A 17,491-nucleotide genomic window follows, 5' to 3' on the forward strand; every position below is an offset into this window, starting at 1 on the left:
CTGGTGGAGCGCTTCCGGGTGGGTTGAGCACGTGCGCCGTCCGGGACCATCGGCCCCGGACGGCGGGGCGGCGCTCCGGAGAATAGGACGTGCCCCGGCCGTGCGCGGCCGCCCTCGACGTCGAGAGGCCCGTCCTGGTGAGTGCCTACCCGCACCTGCTCGCTCCCGGCCGGATCGGCTCCCTCGAGCTGGCGAACCGGATCCTCTTCCCCCCGATCAGCACCCGGATGACGGGTGCGGACGGCGCGGTCAGCCCGCGCGAGACCGCCTACCTCGCGGCCAGGGCTGCGGGGGGCGCCGGGCTGGTCGTCACCGGTGCCCTGCTCGCGGCCACCGACTTCGAGCCGCCCAGCGGCCTGATGCCCCGGGTCGACGACGACGCCTTCCTCCCCGCCCTGCGTCGGATGGTCGACGCCGTGCACGCCGCGGGCGGACGGATCAGCGCGCAGCTGTCGCCGGGCACGGGCCGGCTGGGGCCGGCCGAGCCCGGCCGGGGCGCGCCGGTCTCGGCCTCCGCCACCCCGTGGGTGCGCGACCCCGCCGTGGCGTGCCGACCGCTGGACGTCGCGGAGCTCGAGCTGCTCGTGCGCCGCGCCGGCCAGGCCGCGGCCCGTCTGGCCTCGGTGGGTGTCGACGCGATCGACCTGCACGGGCACTCGGGTGCCCTCGTCGACCAGCTCCTCACGGCCCTGTGGAACCACCGCACGGACGCGTACGGAGGGTCGGTCGCCCGGCGGACGCGGTTCGCCGTCGAGCTCGTCACGGCCGTCCGGGCCGCGGCGCCCGGACTGCCCGTGAGCTTCCGGCTCACGGTGGCCCACCACCTGCCGGGCGGGCGCGAGCTCGCCGAGTCGATCGAGATCGCCGCGCTGCTGCGCGACGCAGGGGTCGACCTGCTCGTCGTCGAGGAGGGCGGCCCGCCGTCCCCGGCCGTCATGGCGCCCCCGAACTACCTGCCGGCGGGCCTGCACCTGGCCGGTGCCGCCGCGCTGCGCGCCGCCGTCGGGATCCCGGTGGCCGTGGCCGGTGCGATGACCCCCGACCTCGCCGAGGCGGCGCTCGCCGCGGGCCAGGTGGACCTCGTCGGCTTCGGGCGAGCCCTGGTCGCCGACCCGGACCTGCCCCGCGCGCTCGCCGCCGGCGAGCCCGGTGCCGCGCGCCCATGCGTGCGCTGCAACGCGTGCTTCGACGCCGTGCGCGCCGGGGCGACCCTCGTCTGCGCCGTCAACCCGCAGGTCGGTCTGGAGGCGGTGCCGCTCCTCAGGGCCACCCGCCCGCAGCGCGTCGTCGTCGTCGGCGGCGGGCCCGCCGGCCTCGAGGCGGCGAGGGTCGCGGCCCTGCGCGGGCACCGGGTCGACCTGCACGAGCGGCGGGACCAGCTCGGCGGCGTGCTCGTCGATGCCGCGCGCCCCGCCTTCAAGCACGAGCTCGCCAGCCTCGTCCCGTGGTACCGCGACCGGCTCGCCGAGCTCGGGGTCACCGTGCACCTGGGTCGCGCGGTCGACCGCAGCTCGCCGGCCCTTGCTGCGGCCGACGTCGTGGTCGTGGCGACCGGTGGGCTACCGGTCCGGCCGGCGATCGGCGGACTGGACCGCGCCGACGTCCTCGACGTCATGGACGTGCACGGCGGGGCGGCGGTCGGTCGGCGCGTCGTCGTCGCCGGCGGCGGGTTGACGGGGGCCGACGTCGCCCTGGCGCTCGCGCTCGACGGGCACGCCGTGACGCTCGTCGAGGTGCAGGACGCGATCGTGCCCGGCCGGGCGACCGTCAACCGCGGCGCCGTGCTGGCACGGCTGGCCGACGCGGGGGTGGTGCTCCTGCCCTCGACGAGCGTGCTGGGCAAGCACGACGACGGCGTGCACGTCGACGGTCCGCTCGGGCGCGAGGTGCTCGCCGCCGACACGCTCGTGCTCGCGCTGGGCGTGCGCCCGAGCACCGAGCTCGTGGGCAGCGGCGCCGTCGAGGACCCACGCGTGCACCTCGTCGGGGACTGCCTGCAGCCCTCGACGGTGGGTGCGGCGGTGCACTCCGGCTACCGGGCGGCGCTGGCGATCTGAGGAGGCCCGACCCGCGCGTCCAGCCAGGCGCCCAGCTGGTCGGCCGGGACCGGCCGCGACAGGTGATACCCCTGGGCGGACTGGCAGCCGAGCTCTGCCAGCCGGTCCCAGGTGCTCTGGTCCTCGACCCCCTCGGCGATGACCCGCAGGCCGAGGTTGTGGGCCAGGTCGATGCTCGCCGAGACGATCACCTGGTTGGTGTCGGCCGCCAGGTTCATGACGAAGCTGCGGTCGATCTTCAGCTCGTGCACGGGCAGGCGCTGCAGATAGGCGAGCGACGAGTACCCGGTGCCGAAGTCGTCCAGCGACAGGCTGACGCCGAGGGCTGCCAGCGAGCCGAGCACGAGCAGCGCCCGGTCCGGGTCCACCATGACGGAGCTCTCGGTGATCTCCAGCGCGAGTCGCTCGCCGGGCACGCCGTGCCGCGTCAGGGCAGCGGCGACGTCGTCGTGCAGGTCGAGGTCGAGCAGGCTGCGCGCGGAGATGTTCACCGCGACGGCGAGGGGACGGTCGGCCGCCGCCCAGCGGGCGGCCTGGGCCAGTGCTCGGTCCAGGACGACGAGGGTGAGCGGCCGGATGAGGCCCGTGCGCTCGGCCAGCGGGACGAACTCGTCGGGGCCCAGCAGCCCGCGGGTGGGGTGCTGCCAGCGGACCAGCGCCTCGACCCCGGTGATCTGCCCGGTCTCGATGTCGGCCTTGGGCTGGTAGTGCAGCACCAGCTGGCCCGCCTCGATCCCACGGCGCAGCTCGCCCAGCAGGGCGAGGCGTGCGGGGCTGTTGGCGTCCTGCTCCGGGTCGTACACCGCCGTCCCCGTCTGGTGCTCCTTGGCCGCGTACATGGCGACGTCGGCGTGACGCAGCAGGGTCTCGAAGTCCTCACCATGCTCGGGGCTCACGGCGATGCCCAGCGACGAGTCGACGTCGAGGTCCACCCCGTCGACCGAGAACGGCTCGTCGAGGGCGGCGAGGATCTTCTGCGCGACGGCGACCGCGGCGCCCCGCCCGCCGACCTCCGGCAGGAGCACGACGAACTCGTCCCCACCCAGCCGCGCGATGGTGTCCTGCGCGCGCAGCACACCGGCCAGCCGCGGGCCGATCATGGTGAGCAGCAGGTCGCCGTGGTGGTGGCCGAGGGTGTCGTTGATCTCCTTGAAGCGGTCGAGGTCGAGCAGGAGCAGGGCGACGTCGTGACCGTGCCGCCTGCCCGCGGCGATCGCCTGCAGGGCGCGGTCCCGCAGCAGGCTGCGGTTGGGCAGCCCGGTGAGGGTGTCGTGCAGAGCGAGGTCGCGGTTGGCCTCCGACTGCTGACGCAGCCTCCGGCTCGCGGTGGCCACGAGGCGGAAGAGCGCGAGGTACAGGACCAGCAGACCGCCGGCGAGCCACGCGTACAGCACGGAGGTGTCCCGATCGATGGCCTCCGCGGTCTCGGCGAAGTTCGTGACGATCTCGATGACCACCTCGGGGCTCTCGTCCCCGAGCAGCGACAGCGATGTCGACCACCAGCACCTGCTCACCGGCGTGCGCACCGGGGTCGAACAGGTCGCTGTGCACGCGGGAGGAGTCGGCGATCTCGGAGACCACCGCGCCGGCGAGGGCTGCCCGGGCCGAGGCGGGCAGGTCGCCCCGCGTCCCGACCTCGGACCGGGCCGTGGAGAAGGCGACCGTGCCGTCCGCGAGCCAGGCGGTCGCGCCGAGCACCTGCTCGGCGATGACGGGGTTGTCGATGAGCTCCTGGGAGAAGGCGAGCTGCTGCGGGTTCGCGACGGTGATGCCGTCCGGCTTGGCCACGGTCCGCAGGAACGACTGGCTGACGAGCTGCAGGTAGACCTGGGCGGACGCCTCGGCGTTGGCCTGGGCGCGGGCGGCGATCACCGCGTGCAGCTGGTGCCCGATGACCGCCCCGAGGCCCAGGACGACGACGAGCGAGACGACCCCGAACCGCAGCAGCAGGGAGGGGCGGCGCAGGGCGCCGAGGGCGGTGTGCACCCGAGGTGCTGGGCGGCCGGTCATCACACGTTCATCATCGACGCTTCTGGGGGTGATCTTGACCCGCGCCACGACATCGGCTGCGCCGCGGCCGCAAGTGCCGCCCCGGCGTGCGCCGCGTCGATATGCTCGCGGGCGACCCCCCTCGACGACCAAGGACGGCGCCGTGAGCACCACCGACCAGCCCGTGCCGGCCCAGCCCGGCACCCCGGCCACCCTCCCGACGGACGCCCTCGGGTTCGCCGTCCCCTCGACGGTGCCGACGCACTGGTACAACCTCAACGCCGACCTGCCCGAGCCCGTGCCGCCGCACCTGCACCCCGGCACGCACGAGCCGCTGGTCCCGGACGACCTCGCCCCGCTGTTCCCGATGGCGCTCATCGCGCAGGAGGTCAGCACCGAGCGCTACATCGAGATCCCGGCGGCGGTGCGCGAGATCTACTCGCTGTGGCGCCCGTCCCCGCTCATCAGGGCCCACCGCCTCGAGCGGGTGCTCGGCACCGGCGCGCGGATCTACTACAAGTACGAGGGCGTCAGCCCCGTCGGATCGCACAAGCCCAACACCGCCGTCGCGCAGGTGTACTACAACGCGATCGAGGGCATCACCAGGCTCACCACCGAGACGGGCGCCGGGCAGTGGGGCGCCTCGCTGTCGATGGCCTGCTCGATGCTCGGCCTGACGTGCGAGGTGTGGCAGGTGCGCGCGTCCTACGACTCCAAGCCGTACCGCCGGTACCAGATGGAGACCTACGGCAGCGTGTGCCACCCGTCGCCGTCGGACCTCACGGCCTCGGGCCGCGCGATGCTCGCCGCCGACCCCGACACGACCGGCTCGCTGGGCATGGCCATCAGCGAGGCCGTCGAGGTCGCCGCCGGTGACCCGAAGGCGCACTACTCGCTGGGTTCCGTGCTCAACCACGTCATGCTGCACCAGAGCGTCATCGGCCAGGAGGTGCTGGTCCAGCTCGCCGAGGCGGGCGAGCGGCAGGCCGACATCGCCTTCGGCTGTGCCGGCGGCGGCTCCAACCTCGCGGGCCTGACGTTCCCGCTCATCGGCCAGAACCTGCGCGAGGGCACCACGACCCGCGTCGTCGCGTGCGAGCCGGCGGCGTGCCCGTCGATCACGCAGGGCGAGTACCGGTACGACTTCGGTGACGTCGCCGGGCTCACGCCGCTGCTCAAGATGCACACCCTGGGCAAGGACTTCGTGCCGCCGGCCATCCACGCCGGTGGTCTGCGGTACCACGGCATGGCGCCGATGGTCTCCCACGCGGTCAACCTCGGGCTGATGAGCGCCGTCGCGATCGAGCAGGACGACGCCTTCGCCGCTGGCGTCGTGTTCGCCCGGGCCGAGGGCGTGGTCCCGGCGCCCGAGTCCACGCACGCCGTCGCCGCGGCGCTGGACTACGCGCGGACCGCCGCCGACGGCGAGGTCATCGTCATCGGCCTGTCCGGCAACGGCGTGCTCGACCTGCCGGCGTACGCGGCGTACGTCTGACGGGTCGAGAGCCGGTCGTCGTAGCGGCGGTGGGTGAGGGTGATGCTGGTGAGCGAGCGGGCGTGTCCCTCACGCACCACCCGTCACATCGGCCGCTACGACGACCGGGGCGTGGCGGGTGGGCGGACGGGCTCAGTACGAGCCGACGTCGCACGTCCCGACGACGGCGCCGTCGGCGTCCTGGAGCACGAGTCGCAGCGCGGTGCCCGGCTCGAGCGTGCCGACCTCCGCCGCGTCCAGCAGCACGGTGCCCCGCGCGGGGTTGTCGGCCGACCATGTGCTCTCGGCCTCCCGGCGTGTGCCGTCCGGTGCGGTGAGCGTGGCCCGCAGACTGCCCGCCTCCGGGACCGTCGCCAGCGGGCCGATCGCCAGGCCCGCGCCGTCGACGGGGACGGACCGGGTGATGCCGGCGCGCGACGTCGAGTCGAACGGTGGGGTCCACGTCACGATCGCGTCGGCCAGCACGCCGGAGCTCTCGGAGCCGCTCGGCGCGCACCCCGTCGACCACGCACCTGAGGATTCGCTCATCCCGAGGCCGACGGCGGCACCGAACAGGCAGGCGGGCACGGCCAGGGCGGTGGCGGCCCAGCGCCACGGTGGCGTCACGGCGGCCTGCCCAGTCCCGGCCTGTGCCGGCGGTGACCGGCGGGCCAGCCAGGGGTGCGGCAGCGGGCGGCGCGTGGTGAGGACCACGGTCCCCGCGATGCTGTCGGCGAGGGTCTGGCCGCGCGGGTCCCACAGGGGGCGGAGGTAGCCGACGAGCAGGATCGCGTCGAGCAGGTGCGCCGCCCACCGCAGCAGCGTTCGCGCCAGGCCGGCCGGTCGGGCGTCGACCTCCCGCACGACGGCGATGCCGAGCACCAGCTGGCCGGGGGAGGCGCCGAGGTAGGCGCGCAGCACCAGCGCGGCGGCGAGCGCGGCGACGACCCAGCCGCTCGACGTCCAGGACACCGGCTGACCGACGGCCGAGAGCACGGTCGTGGTCGTCGTCGGCCCGGAGAAGAACGGCGTCAGCTGGGGTGGGTCGACGGGCTGGACGGGGAAGGCCAGCCACGTCACGCCGCCGAGGAGGGCGTTGTCGAGGAGCGCCGCGACGACACGTCGCGACCAGGCTGCGCGGGGCGGCAGGCCGGCCAGCGGCGGGCGCTGGTGCGGCAGCGTGCCGGGCATCGACCACCGCGCCGGGGCGTCCCACCCGGACGCCGCCCCCTGCTGCGTCATGGGGCCATCCTGGCCCCGCGGCGGGGGCGGGGGAAGGGGCGAGACGCACGGGCGGGCTGTCGCGGGCACGGTGCCGGCGGGCAGCCGCGGCGCCGTCGGACGTGACGGGGTCAGTCGCGCGGCGGGCGTCGCTTGCGCACGGCGCCCACGACGAGCCCGCGCGCCAGACCGAGCGGCCCCGGGGTGCCGGCACCGAGGCGCGTGACCTCGGTGGCTGCCGGCCCGCCGGGGACCGCGCGGGGCAGCGAGTCGGCGGCGACCAACCACGTGGGCACGCCGAGCTGGCGCAGCACGGCGGTCAGACGCTCGGACTCGAACACGCTGCCGCGCTCGAGCTCCTCGGCCAGCAGCTCGCCCACCTCGTCGGCGTCGCCCTGCCCGCAGGCCCGCACCAGCGGCCCGGCGATCTCGGCTCCGACGGGGTCCGAGGCCAGCTCGTCATCCGTCGGGTCCAGCGCGGACGGGTCGGACACGTACTCGCCGAGCACGTCCGCACCCACGCACAGGACCAGGCGCAGCACGCGGTCCTCGAGGACACTGATCCCCAGGGTCACCGTGCCGAGCTCCGCGGCGAGGCGCGCGGCGAGCCGGCCGATGTCGGCGCGGTCGCCGGCCACCGATCCCGCCGGGTTGTCCGCCACGGCGAGCGTCCACGGGGGCTCGGCCGGGCCGAGCCAGCCGCTGAAGCGGGCCTGCGTCAGCACGCCCAGGACGGCCTCGTGCGGGCTCACCTCGTCCACCGGATCGCCCAGGCGGACGGCCACACCGGCGTAGGTGAACCCGACCGCGGTCTCGTCCGGCCGGTCGAAGTCGTAGCTCATGACGTCATCGTGCCGCAGCGCGCCGGGCCGCGCACCGTCGGCGCCACGCGAGGTGCACGCGCGCCCGGCCACCGGGTGGCGGGTGCCCTCGCCGTCGTGCCCACGCCGCCGGTGCCCACGCCGCCGTGCCCACGCCGCCGTGCCCTCGCCGTCGTGCCCCGGGGTGGCCGGTCGCCGTGGCGGCGGTTGGTGCGGGTGGTGCTGCTGAGCCCGGTGGAGCGCCCCAGCGGCACCGTGCGCCACACGTGCCGCTACGACGACCGCGGATCGGCGTACCCGACGCCGCCCGTGCCTCGAGGCTCGGGCACTCGGACCACCCCGCCCGGCCGACGGCGCACGCGCCCTCGGGGGCGGTCAGCGGCTCGCCGCGTGACCGGCCGGCCCCGGCGCGGCACCGGGCCGGCCGCCGCGGCGGGTCCACTCGACCGCCGCGGCGATCTCGTCGAGCGTCCGGGCCGTGTCGCGCACCGCGTCGTGGAAGGTGTAGCGCAGCACCTGCAGCCCGAGCGAGCGGACGACGCGATCACGCCGTCGGTCCTCGGCGAACTGGCCCCGGTCGCTGTGGAAGGCGTAGCCGTCGAGCTCCACGACGACGACGTCCTCGACCAGCAGGTCGACCCGGCCGACGCCGTCCAGCATCACCTGCGGCACCGCCGTCAGTCCCCGCGCCCGCAGCCCGACCCGGACGAACGACTCCGCGATCGACTGGCTCCGGCCGTCGCTCACCCGCACGACCTGCTCGAACCGGAAGCCGCCGATGCTGGGGCGCTGCGCGAGGAGCCCGGCGCGGGACACGAGCCCGGTGCGCAGCGCTGCGTCGACCGCGGCGACGGCATCCGTCAGCGGCAGGCACCGCACGAGGTGGGACAGCGCGACCGATGGCGGAACGGTGAGGGCGACGCCTGACGCCGCCACACGCGTGTCCCGATGCAGGACCGTGCCTGTGGGCAGGTCCCCGGGCCGGCGCGCACCACGGTCCCGCGGGACCGCGACATGCGCGCCGCCCGCCGGCAGCACCAGCGGCAGGTTCCACCACCGGGCGGCGGACACGCACGTGAGCAGCCCGCTGGCACGGCGCGCGGTCTGGACGTCGTCCGGGGTGTCGGGAAGGGCGTAGATGCCGCGGCTCACCCGGATCACCTGGCCGGTCGTCGTGAGGTGGTTCAGCACCCGCGTCTCCGCGCGGGTCGTCGCGACGTCGGACCGCCGGGCGGACCCGTGCGCCGACCGCAGGGCCGCGAGGACCCGCCGGGCGGTCGCGTCCTCTCGTCCCATGGGAGTGAGGCTGCCGACGGAGGCGTCGTCGGGCGGCCGGGGGACCGAGTGGCTGGGGAGGGTGGCTGCCCGCTCGGTCCCTGTGCACGAGGCGGCGTCGGCCGGCCTCCGACCGACCGCCGCGTCCGGGCCGGCGGCGGTCGGGGCGCGGTCGTCGTAGCGGCGGTCGGTACTGGTGATGCTGGTGAGCGGGTCGGGCTGTCACACACGTACCGCCCGTCACATCGGCCGCTACGACGACCGGGTTGGGGCGGGTGGGAGTCGTGGGCAGGGCGCGTCCGACGACGACCGGGGTGGGGCGGGTGGGAGTCGTGGGCAGCGCGCGTCCGACGACGACCGGGGTGGGGCGGCGGGCAGGCGGGGCCGGGAACAGATCGGCGGGCGTTGAGGTTCACCCGCCAAGATGGTTGAATGTTTGACGACAAGAGCGGCAGGAGCCTCCCCATGATGCAGTTCGGCGTGTTCACCGTCGGTGACGTCACCCCCGACCCGGTGACGGGTCGCACCCCGACCGAGGCCGAGCGGATCCAGTCGATGCTGGCGATCGCGCTCAAGGTCGAGGAGGTCGGGCTCGACGTCTTCGCCACCGGCGAGCACCACAACCCGCCCTTCGTCCCCTCGTCCCCGACGACGATGCTCGGCTGGATCGCCGCGCGCACGGAGCGGATCGTGCTGTCCACCGCGACGACGCTCATCACGACCAACGACCCGGTGAAGATCGCCGAGGACTACGCGATGCTCCAGCACCTCGCCGGCGGCCGCGTGGACCTCATGATGGGCCGCGGCAACACCGGCCCTGTCTACCCGTGGTTCGGCCAGGACATCCGCAACGGCATCCCTTTGGCCGTCGAGAACTACGCCCTGCTGCACCGGCTCTGGCGCGAGGACGTCGTCGACTGGCAGGGCCGGTTCCGCACGCCCCTGCAGTCGTTCACGTCCACGCCGCGCCCGCTCGACGGCGTGGCGCCGTTCGTGTGGCATGGCTCGATCCGCAGCCCCGAGATCGCCGAGCAGGCCGCGTACTACGGCGACGGCTTCTTCCACAACAACATCTTCTGGCCGTCCGAGCACACCGCGCAGATGGTCCGGCTCTACCGCGAGCGGTTCGAGCACTACGGCCACGGCGCCGCCGACCAGGCCATCGTCGGGCTGGGCGGGCAGGTCTTCATGCGGCCCCGTTCGCAGGACGCCGTGCGCGAGTTCCGGCCGTACTTCGACGTCGCTCCCGTGTACGGGCACGGCCCGTCGCTCGAGGAGTTCACCGAGATGACCCCGCTCACCGTCGGCAGCCCGCAGCAGGTCATCGACCGCTACGCGGCGATGCGGGACGTCGTGGGGGACTACCAGCGCCAGCTCTTCCTCATCGACCATGCCGGGCTGCCGCTGGAGACCGTGCTCGAGCAGATCGAGATCCTCGGCACCGAGGTGGTGCCGGTGCTGCGCCGCGAGCTCGCGGTCGGCCGTCCAGCGCACGTCCCCGACGCACCCACCCACGCCGCCCTGGTCGCCGCAGCCGGGGGAGCGCGCGACGCCACCGTGCACGCACCGGCCGACGACGTCACGGGCTCCTCACCCCTGCCGCTGGCCGCGGGATGAGCGCCGACCTCCCCACGGCTCCGCGCGCCCTGCGACCAGCCGTCGACGCCGTCCCGCGCCGGCTCGTCGTGCTGTCGGCCGGGGTGCGCCAGCCGTCCTCGACCCGACTGCTGGCCGACCGGCTCGCGGACGCGACCGTCGCCGCTCTCGCCGCGGTGGGCGTGCCCGTCGCGGTGACCGTCGTCGAGCTGCGCGACCATGCCCGCGACCTCACCTCGATGATGCTCACCGGCGTGGCCACGCCGTCCGTGCAGACCATGCTCGACACGGTCGCCGGTGCCGACGCCGTCATCGCGGTGACCCCCATCTACACCGGCTCCTACCCCGGCATGTTCAAGGATGCCGTCGATCTCCTGGCGCCGGACGCCCTCGCGGGGGTGCCGGTGCTCGTCGGCGCCACGGCAGGGACGGGGCGGCACGCCCTGGCGCTCGAGTACGCGGTCCGCCCGCTGTTCGGGCACCTGCACGCCGTCGTGGTGCCGACGGGCGTGGTTGCTGCGACCGAGGACTTCGGCGAGGTGGCGGGCTCGAGCACCGCCGACGAGCGCCCGCTCGCGCAGCGGGTCGAGCGGGCGGCCCACGAGCTCGCCGCGCTGGTCGCGGCCCGCCCGCCGGCCGCGCCGCCGGCAGACCCGTTCGCGCTCACCACGAGCTTCGAGGACCTGCTGCGCGGACGGTGAGGGCACGGACCCGGGCGCCGGGTGGCCGGCGGTGTGCGCCCACCGGTGGATGACGCCCCGGGCGGGTGCCGCGCGGGATATCCTCCCGGCGCGGGTCGCTCGGTCGATGGGACCGGCGGAGGAGGGTCCATCGGGTGGGTGCCATCGAGGCCGTCTCGGTCGTCGCGGTCGTCGCGGGTCTGGTGACGGCCGCCCTGACGCTGCGCCACCGGCACCGGCCGGGACCGGCACAGCCGGTCGCCGCGATGCTCGTCGTCTCCGCTGCGTGGGCCGCCCTGGGGCTGACGGTCGGGGCGGTGGACGACGTCGCCACCAAGACCGCCGTCTTCCGCCTCATCTTCCCGGTCGGTGGCCTGCTCGCCGCCGCGGTCCTGTGGCACGCGCTGGTGCTCGCGCGTGGCCGGCCGTGGACGCGCGGGTCGTTGCTGCTGGCGCTGCTCGTCGAGCCCGTCCTCGCCGCGGTGGTCGCGGTGCTCGACGCGACCCGCCCGGTGCTGCTCGGGTCGACGGTGCTCGACGGCGACGCCTTCCTCCTCACGTTCCGCCCGCTCGCGTGGGCGCACATCGCGTACTGCCTGCTCGCCGTCGTCGTCGCCCTGGTGCTCATGGACCGGGCGCGGCGCGCGGCCATCCCGGCGCACCGCTGGCGCTACGCCGTCGCCATGCTCGCCCTCGTCCTGCCGGCGGTCGGCGCCGTGGTGTCGGTGAGCGGGGCCTCGACCTTCGGCGCCGTCGACCTCACCGGCGCGATGTCGGTCGTGACCGCGGGGATCTGGCTGTGGACGGGCGGTCGGGGCGATGCGACGGCCAGCCTGCCCATCTCGTTGCAGCAGGTCATCTCTGCTGTCGCGGACGGCGTCGTCGTGGTCGACGAGCGTGGCCGGGTGGTCCAGGCCAACCCCGCAGCCCACGAGCTGCTGGCACCCGACCGGGCCGCCCACGGGACCCCCGAGGTCCGACTCCTGGGACGGCTGTGGGAGGACCTGCTGCCCCGCGAGTCGGATGCGGCTGCCCGGGCCGGACGCCTCGTCACCACAACGACCGGCCGGGTCCTCGACATCCGGGTGACGGAGGTGGGGACGGGCGGGCTCACCCCCGCGTCCGTGGTCGTGGTGCGGGACGCCACCGACCGTGAGCGACTGCGTGCAGAGCTCGCGGACCAGGCCCTGCGGGACGGCCTGACCGGGTTGCACAACCGCCGCCACCTCGACATGGTGCTCGGACCGGCCGTGGCGGCCGCGCGGCTCGGCGGCCGCCCGTTGACGGCGGCGATGGTGGACGTCGACCGGTTCAAGGCGGTCAACGACGGGTACGGCCACGCCAGCGGCGACCGCGTGATCCAGGCGGTCGCCGACGTCCTGGCCACGAGCGTCCGTGCGGGGGAGACCCTGGTGCGCTACGGCGGCGAGGAGTTCCTCGTCCTGGTCCCGGAGGGCGACGCCGGCGCGGTGCTGGAGCGGATGGAGCTGGTGCGGCGCCGGTGCGCGGCTCTCGCCGTCGACACCCGGGCCGGGCAGGTTCGGGTGACCGTCAGCATCGGCGTCGCCGGGCTGCCGGACGGTGCGGGTGGCGACGGCCTGCTGCGGCTCGCCGACGAGGCGCTGTACGCGGCCAAGGCTGCGGGCCGGGACATGGTGATCAGCGCCCCGGCGTGCCCACCAGCCCCGCTGGGCACCCCGCTGAGCCCCCGCTGAGACCTCACGGGGCCCACCCAGGTGCGCAGCGGGTGCTCAAGGTGCGGCACGCCCTGCCGATGGGACACCTGGACCCGGCAGGAGCGTCATGACCACACCCTTCGAGGTGATCTCCCTGCTCGCGGCGGCCGTGGCGGTCGTCGTGGGCATCGTCGTGCTGCGCCGTCGGAACACCCTGCCCCTCGCCGGGCCGATGGCCGTCGTCATGGCCGGCGCGTCCTGGTGGGCCGTCAGCGGCTACCTCATCATGACCGCGCCCACGGCCGCCGTCCTGGCCCGCTGGTCGGCGTCGCTCGTCGCGAGCTCGAGCCTGCTCGTCGTCGGGGCGCTGTGGCACGCCATGGTGCTGTCCGGGCGCGGTGGGCGGATGACCCGGCGCCTGGCGGTGCAGCTCGCGGTGGAACCGGCGGTCATGGTGCTGCTGGCCGTGACCGACCCCCTGCACCACCTCGTCATCAGGGAGGTGGTGCCGCTCGACGGCGGCGGGATGGCCACCGTGCAGGGCCCGGCCATGTGGGCCCACGTCGCCTACTCCTACATCGTCTTCATGGCAGCTGCCTTCCTCGTCGTCTCGGCCGCCACGACGGCCGTCACCGGTCAGCGGTGGCGTTACGGGCTCATCCTCGCGGCCACCTCGATGCCCGTGGTGGGCACGGTGATCACCGTGTCGCGCACCGGTCGCGCGCCGTTCGTCGACATCACCTCGGCGCTCATGCTGGTCACGGTCGCCATCTGGCTGTGGGTCGAGCGCTACGCCTCGGGCATGCACCGGGTGCCCGTCACGGTGCGCCAGGTGCTCGAGGTCCTCGGCGACGCCGTGCTGGTGCTCGACCCGGCGGGCCGCGTGGTCCAGGCGAACCCCGCGGCACAGGCCATGCTCGGCCCGTCGGGGCTCGGTCTCGTCGACACCGTGGACGGCGCGCACTGGAGCGAGCTGGTCGACGAGGCGCACCTCGCCGACGTCCGCGCGGGCCGGACCGTGACCTACCCGGACGGGCACGTGCTCGACGTCCGCTCGGTGCCGCTCGCCGCGTCGGGCGGGGGAGGCGCGGGGGTGGTCGTCGTCGTGCGCGACGTCACCGCCGTGGAGGCCCTGCGCGCGGAGCTCGCGGAGCAGGCGGTGCGCGACGGCCTGACGGGCCTGCACAACCGGCGCCACCTGCACGCGGTGCTCGACGTCCTCGTCTCGGCGAGCCTGGCCGGGGGCTCCCCGCTGACCGCCGTGATGATCGACCTCGACCACTTCAAGACCGTCAACGACTCCCACGGGCACGCCGCGGGGGACGCGGTGCTCGTCGCGGTCGCGCGTGAGCTCACGGCCGCCGTCCGGGCAGCCGACGTCGTGGTGCGGATGGGCGGCGAGGAGTTCTGCGTCGTGCTGCCGGGGGTTGCCCCGGCCGAGGTGCTGCACCGGTTCGATGCCTGGCGTGTGCGCATCGCCGGGCTGGACCTCGTCCGCGGCGTGCGCGTGACCGTGAGCGCCGGGGTCGCGGGCCTGGGCCACGGCGGGAGCTCCGACGCGCTGCTGCGGAGCGCAGACGACGCGCTCTACGCTGCCAAGGTCGCCGGCCGTGACCGGGTGCTCCTCGGCGACCTGGCGACCACGACCTGACGGGAGGGCCATGCACACCGCGCTGGACCTCGTCTCGGCCGCGACCGTCGTCCTCGCCACCTGGGTGGGCGTCGCCCACGTGCGGCGGCGCGGCACGTCGCGCCTCGCGCTCCCCCTGGCCGCCGCGATGCTCGGTGCCGCCTGGTGGGCTGCGATGGGGCTCGGCGTGACCCTCGCCGCGACGCAGGCCGGGAGCGAGGCGTTCTTCCTCGCGCTGCTGCCCGGGGCGGGCGTCCTCGTGCTGGGCGCGTTCTGCCACGCCGTGGTGCTCCGGGCACGGTGCGCGCGTCACGCGGCGGCTCGTGGCGCTCCTGGCCCTGGAACCGCTCGCGCTCGTGGTCCTCGCGCTGACGCCGGGCTGGCGGCACGTGCTCCTGACGGTGGGCGAGCGGACGGCCGACGGCGGGGTCCCGATCCACCTCGGGCCGGGGTTCTGGGCGCACACGGTCTACAGCTATGTGCTGCTGGGGCTGGCCGCCGGGTTGCACGTGGGCGCGTGGCGGCGCGCGGTGACGGGTCAGCGCTGGCAGTACGGCGTCACGCTCGGGGCGATGGTGCTACCGGTGGTCGGCAACGTCACCTCGATCGCCCAGGCGGGCACGACCGGCTTCCGCGACCTGACGTCGGTCGCCTTCGTGCTCACCGCGGGTCTGTGGTGGTGGGTCGAGCGGCACGGCACCGCGATGGCTCAGGTCCCCGTCTCGACCCGCCAGGTCATCGAGGCGATCGGGGACGCGGTCATGGTCCTGGACGTCGGCGGCCGCGTGGTCCAGGCGAACCCCGCGGCGCAGGCGATGCTCGGCCCGCTGGGCTCCGGGATCGTGGACCGCGTGGAGGGCTCGCACTGGACAGACCTCCTCGAGCCGGACCGGCTCGCCATGGTCCGGGCGGGGCGACCGCTGGCGACCGAGGACGGCCGCGTGCTCGACGTGCGGGTGGCGTCCGTCGATGCCGGCGGCGAGCGCACCGGGACCGTGGTCGTGGTGCGCGACGTCACGGACGTCGAGCAGCTGCGGGGCGAGCTCGCGGAGCAGGCCGTCCGGGACGGGCTCACCGGGGTGCACAACCGGCGCATGCTCGACCAGCGCCTCGCACCGGCCGTCGATCTGGCCAGGGCCACGGGACGACCGCTCGTGGCGGCGATGGTCGACCTCGACCACTTCAAGGCGGTCAACGACCAGCACGGGCACGAGGTGGGTGACCGGGTGCTCGTGGCGGTCGCCGACGAGCTCTCCCGGTGCGTGCGGGCCGAGGACGTGCTGGTGCGGTTCGGCGGCGAGGAGTTCCTCGTCCTGCTGCCCGGTGCGCGGGCGGCGGACGTCGCCGAGCGGGCGCAGGAGTGGCGCCGCCGGTGCGCGCGGCTGGTCGTCGCGGCCCCCGGGGGGACGTGCACGTCACGGTGAGCATCGGGGTGGCCGAGCTCCACGACGACGAGAGCCCGGACGGACTGCTCCGCGCGGCCGACGACGCGCTCCATGCGGCCAAGGCCGCCGGGCGCGACCTGGTCGTCGCCCGGGCGCCGCGGGCCGTGTGAGCCTCAGGCCCTGCCGAGGACGTCGGCCATCGAGCCCGCGAACAGGTCGGCGCCCTTGATGGCGCTCGTCTGCTCCGGCCCGAGGATGACGCGGTTGCCGTCCGGGCCGGCGATCTGCGACATGCCGCCCTGCGGCCCCAGGGGGAGCACGATGAGCTGCGGCGCCGGCGTGTAGGTCGCCGTCGGAGCCCGCCCGACGAGCGCGTCGCGGATGTTCTGCGCGACCACGGAGGCGTGCTCGCGCGCGGCCGTGGCACGCTTGGACTCGGCCATGTCGGTGATGTCGCCCACGGCCCACACGCGGTCCTGACCGACGAGGTTGAGGTGGTCGGTGACGGGCAGCGTGCCGTCGTGGTGCATCCCGGTGCGCAGCGTCGCGTCGAGGTAGTCCGTCACGGGCCGCGAGCCGTAGGCCCGGAACCACATCTGGGCCTCGATCGAGATCCCGACGGCGGTGCGCACCGTGAACGGGCCGTAGGTGCCGACGTCCTGCGGGGGCAGCGAGCCGAGCCCTGCCCCGACGAGCAGGGTGACGCCCCGCTCGCGCAGCTGGGCGCGGATCCCGTCGCGCAGCTCGGGCAGGTAGTCGCCCGCGAGGATGTCCGGCGCCTGCTCGACGACGGTCACGGACAGGTGCGGGAAGGACGTGGTGAGCTCCCCGGCGAGCTCGAGGCCCACAGCCCCCGCCCCGACGACGAGCACGCGGTCGCAGCGGGCCAGGTCCGCCCGCAGACGGTCGAGTCGCGCCTGGGCCACGACCGTCTCGTCCTCGAGGAACTTCGCGGGGAAGGGGTAGCCGGTACCGGTCGCGAGGACGATGTGATCGGCCTCGAGGGTCTCGGTGGCCGACAGGTGCACCACGCCGGGGGAGACGAGTCGCGCGCGGTCGTGCACCACGCGGCCGCGCGCCAGCAGGTGGTCGTAGGGCAGGAAGACCCGGTCCTGCCAGTCGCGGTCCACGGCGGCGCGCAACGCCGCGGTGGCGTGCACGAAGGCGTCCTTGGGCTCGACGAGGACCACATCCGCCACGGCATCGAGCTCCTTGGCCACGGCGACCCCGCCGTACCCGCCCCCGACGACGACCACGCGCTGCTGCATCTGCTCTCCCTGCGACCGGGCCCGCGGTGGCCAGCCGATCGGCGGCGGCCCGGCCTGCGGGCCGTTGCGAGCGTATCGCCATGCTCCGCCGGCGGTCGACGTGGCGGTGGGACGAATGTCCCTGCGAGCGTCCAGCACTCCCGTCGCGGCGTGGCGGCCCGGTCCGTGGTCACCGTCCGCCGGGCCTCCCGTACGGTGGCGAGGACCGGCCGGCACGTCACCCTGGCGGGGACCTCAACCTTGCGGCCCCGGTGCCGATGAGCACTGGTGAACCGATGGGAGGTGGACGTGCGCGCACCACGCGCCTGGATCGTCTACCTCGCCGTCGGCGCCGTGGTCGTGGTGGTCAACACCCTCATGCCCGTCGGACTGCCGCGGGACCTGCTCTACGCCGTGGTCTCGCTCTCCGGCGTCGTGGC

At 75.1% G+C, this 17,491-nt stretch carries 13 protein-coding genes and 1 pseudogene; 9 read left to right on the plus strand and 5 right to left on the minus strand.

The window, feature by feature from the left end; genetic code table 11:
- Positions 1 to 137 precede the first annotated feature (137 nt).
- Positions 138 to 2,057, plus strand: a complete 1,920-nt coding sequence (locus PKY62_RS04680; protein WP_324535354.1) for an oxidoreductase — start codon at positions 138 to 140, stop codon at positions 2,055 to 2,057.
- Here PKY62_RS04680 and PKY62_RS04685 read toward each other — a convergent pair.
- Positions 2,033 to 3,571, minus strand: a complete 1,539-nt coding sequence (locus PKY62_RS04685; protein WP_324535356.1) for a putative bifunctional diguanylate cyclase/phosphodiesterase — start codon at positions 3,569 to 3,571, stop codon at positions 2,033 to 2,035. The two genes, PKY62_RS04680 and PKY62_RS04685, sit on opposite strands and share 25 nt — an antisense overlap.
- Positions 3,572 to 4,209: 638 nt before the next feature.
- Here PKY62_RS04685 and PKY62_RS04690 point away from each other — a divergent pair.
- A complete protein-coding gene (locus tag PKY62_RS04690) occupies positions 4,210 to 5,541 on the plus strand; it encodes a TrpB-like pyridoxal phosphate-dependent enzyme (protein WP_324535358.1) in 1,332 nt (443 codons plus the stop codon).
- A 132-nt stretch (positions 5,542 to 5,673) separates the two neighbouring features.
- On the opposite strand, the gene PKY62_RS04695 is transcribed toward PKY62_RS04690, so the two are convergent.
- The 3 genes from PKY62_RS04695 to PKY62_RS04705 form a co-directional block, all read right to left on the minus strand.
- Entirely contained in the window at positions 5,674 to 6,762 is a 1,089-nt protein-coding gene (locus PKY62_RS04695; protein ID WP_324535360.1) for an RDD family protein, read from the minus strand.
- A gap of 110 nt (positions 6,763 to 6,872) precedes the next feature.
- Entirely contained in the window at positions 6,873 to 7,583 is a 711-nt protein-coding gene (locus PKY62_RS04700; protein WP_324535362.1) for a hypothetical protein, read from the minus strand.
- 354 nt (positions 7,584 to 7,937) lie between these two features.
- On the minus strand, positions 7,938 to 8,858 hold the full coding sequence (locus PKY62_RS04705) for a DUF559 domain-containing protein (protein ID WP_324535364.1): 921 nt from the start codon (positions 8,856 to 8,858) through the stop codon (positions 7,938 to 7,940).
- Between the two features lie 447 nt (positions 8,859 to 9,305).
- Here PKY62_RS04705 and PKY62_RS04710 point away from each other — a divergent pair, with 447 nt between their 5' ends.
- The 7 genes and pseudogenes from PKY62_RS04710 to PKY62_RS04740 all read left to right on the plus strand — a co-directional run bounded on the left by PKY62_RS04710 (position 9,306) and on the right by PKY62_RS04740 (position 15,974).
- Positions 9,306 to 10,454: an LLM class flavin-dependent oxidoreductase gene (locus tag PKY62_RS04710; RefSeq protein WP_324535388.1), complete on the plus strand. Its 1,149-nt coding sequence runs from the start codon at positions 9,306 to 9,308 to the stop codon at positions 10,452 to 10,454.
- Entirely contained in the window at positions 10,451 to 11,134 is a 684-nt protein-coding gene (locus PKY62_RS04715) for a CE1759 family FMN reductase (protein ID WP_324535366.1), read from the plus strand. The genes PKY62_RS04710 and PKY62_RS04715 overlap by 4 nt, the downstream gene beginning before the upstream one ends.
- Positions 11,135 to 11,268: 134 nt before the next feature.
- A complete protein-coding gene (locus tag PKY62_RS04720; RefSeq protein WP_324535368.1) occupies positions 11,269 to 12,828 on the plus strand; it encodes a histidine kinase N-terminal 7TM domain-containing diguanylate cyclase in 1,560 nt (519 codons plus the stop codon).
- Positions 12,829 to 12,916: 88 nt separating this feature from the next.
- On the plus strand, positions 12,917 to 14,440 hold the full coding sequence (locus PKY62_RS04725; RefSeq protein WP_324535370.1) for a GGDEF domain-containing protein: 1,524 nt from the start codon (positions 12,917 to 12,919) through the stop codon (positions 14,438 to 14,440).
- Positions 14,441 to 14,724: 284 nt separating this feature from the next.
- A pseudogene (locus tag PKY62_RS04730) lies at positions 14,725 to 15,090 on the plus strand (histidine kinase N-terminal 7TM domain-containing protein); the annotation flags it as partial.
- A gap of 33 nt (positions 15,091 to 15,123) precedes the next feature.
- Complete coding sequence (locus PKY62_RS04735; RefSeq protein WP_324535390.1) at positions 15,124 to 15,843, plus strand: GGDEF domain-containing protein; 720 nt, start codon at positions 15,124 to 15,126, stop codon at positions 15,841 to 15,843.
- 8 nt (positions 15,844 to 15,851) lie between these two features.
- A complete protein-coding gene (locus tag PKY62_RS04740) occupies positions 15,852 to 15,974 on the plus strand; it encodes a hypothetical protein (protein WP_324535372.1) in 123 nt (40 codons plus the stop codon).
- A 3-nt stretch (positions 15,975 to 15,977) separates the two neighbouring features.
- Here PKY62_RS04740 and PKY62_RS04745 read toward each other — a convergent pair whose 3' ends face one another.
- Entirely contained in the window at positions 15,978 to 17,072 is a 1,095-nt protein-coding gene (locus tag PKY62_RS04745) for an FAD-dependent oxidoreductase (protein WP_324535374.1), read from the minus strand.
- Positions 17,073 to 17,491 lie beyond the last annotated feature (419 nt).

The sequence above is a fragment of the Actinotalea sp. genome (assembly GCF_035443605.1).
Lineage (GTDB): Bacteria > Actinomycetota > Actinomycetes > Actinomycetales > Cellulomonadaceae > Actinotalea.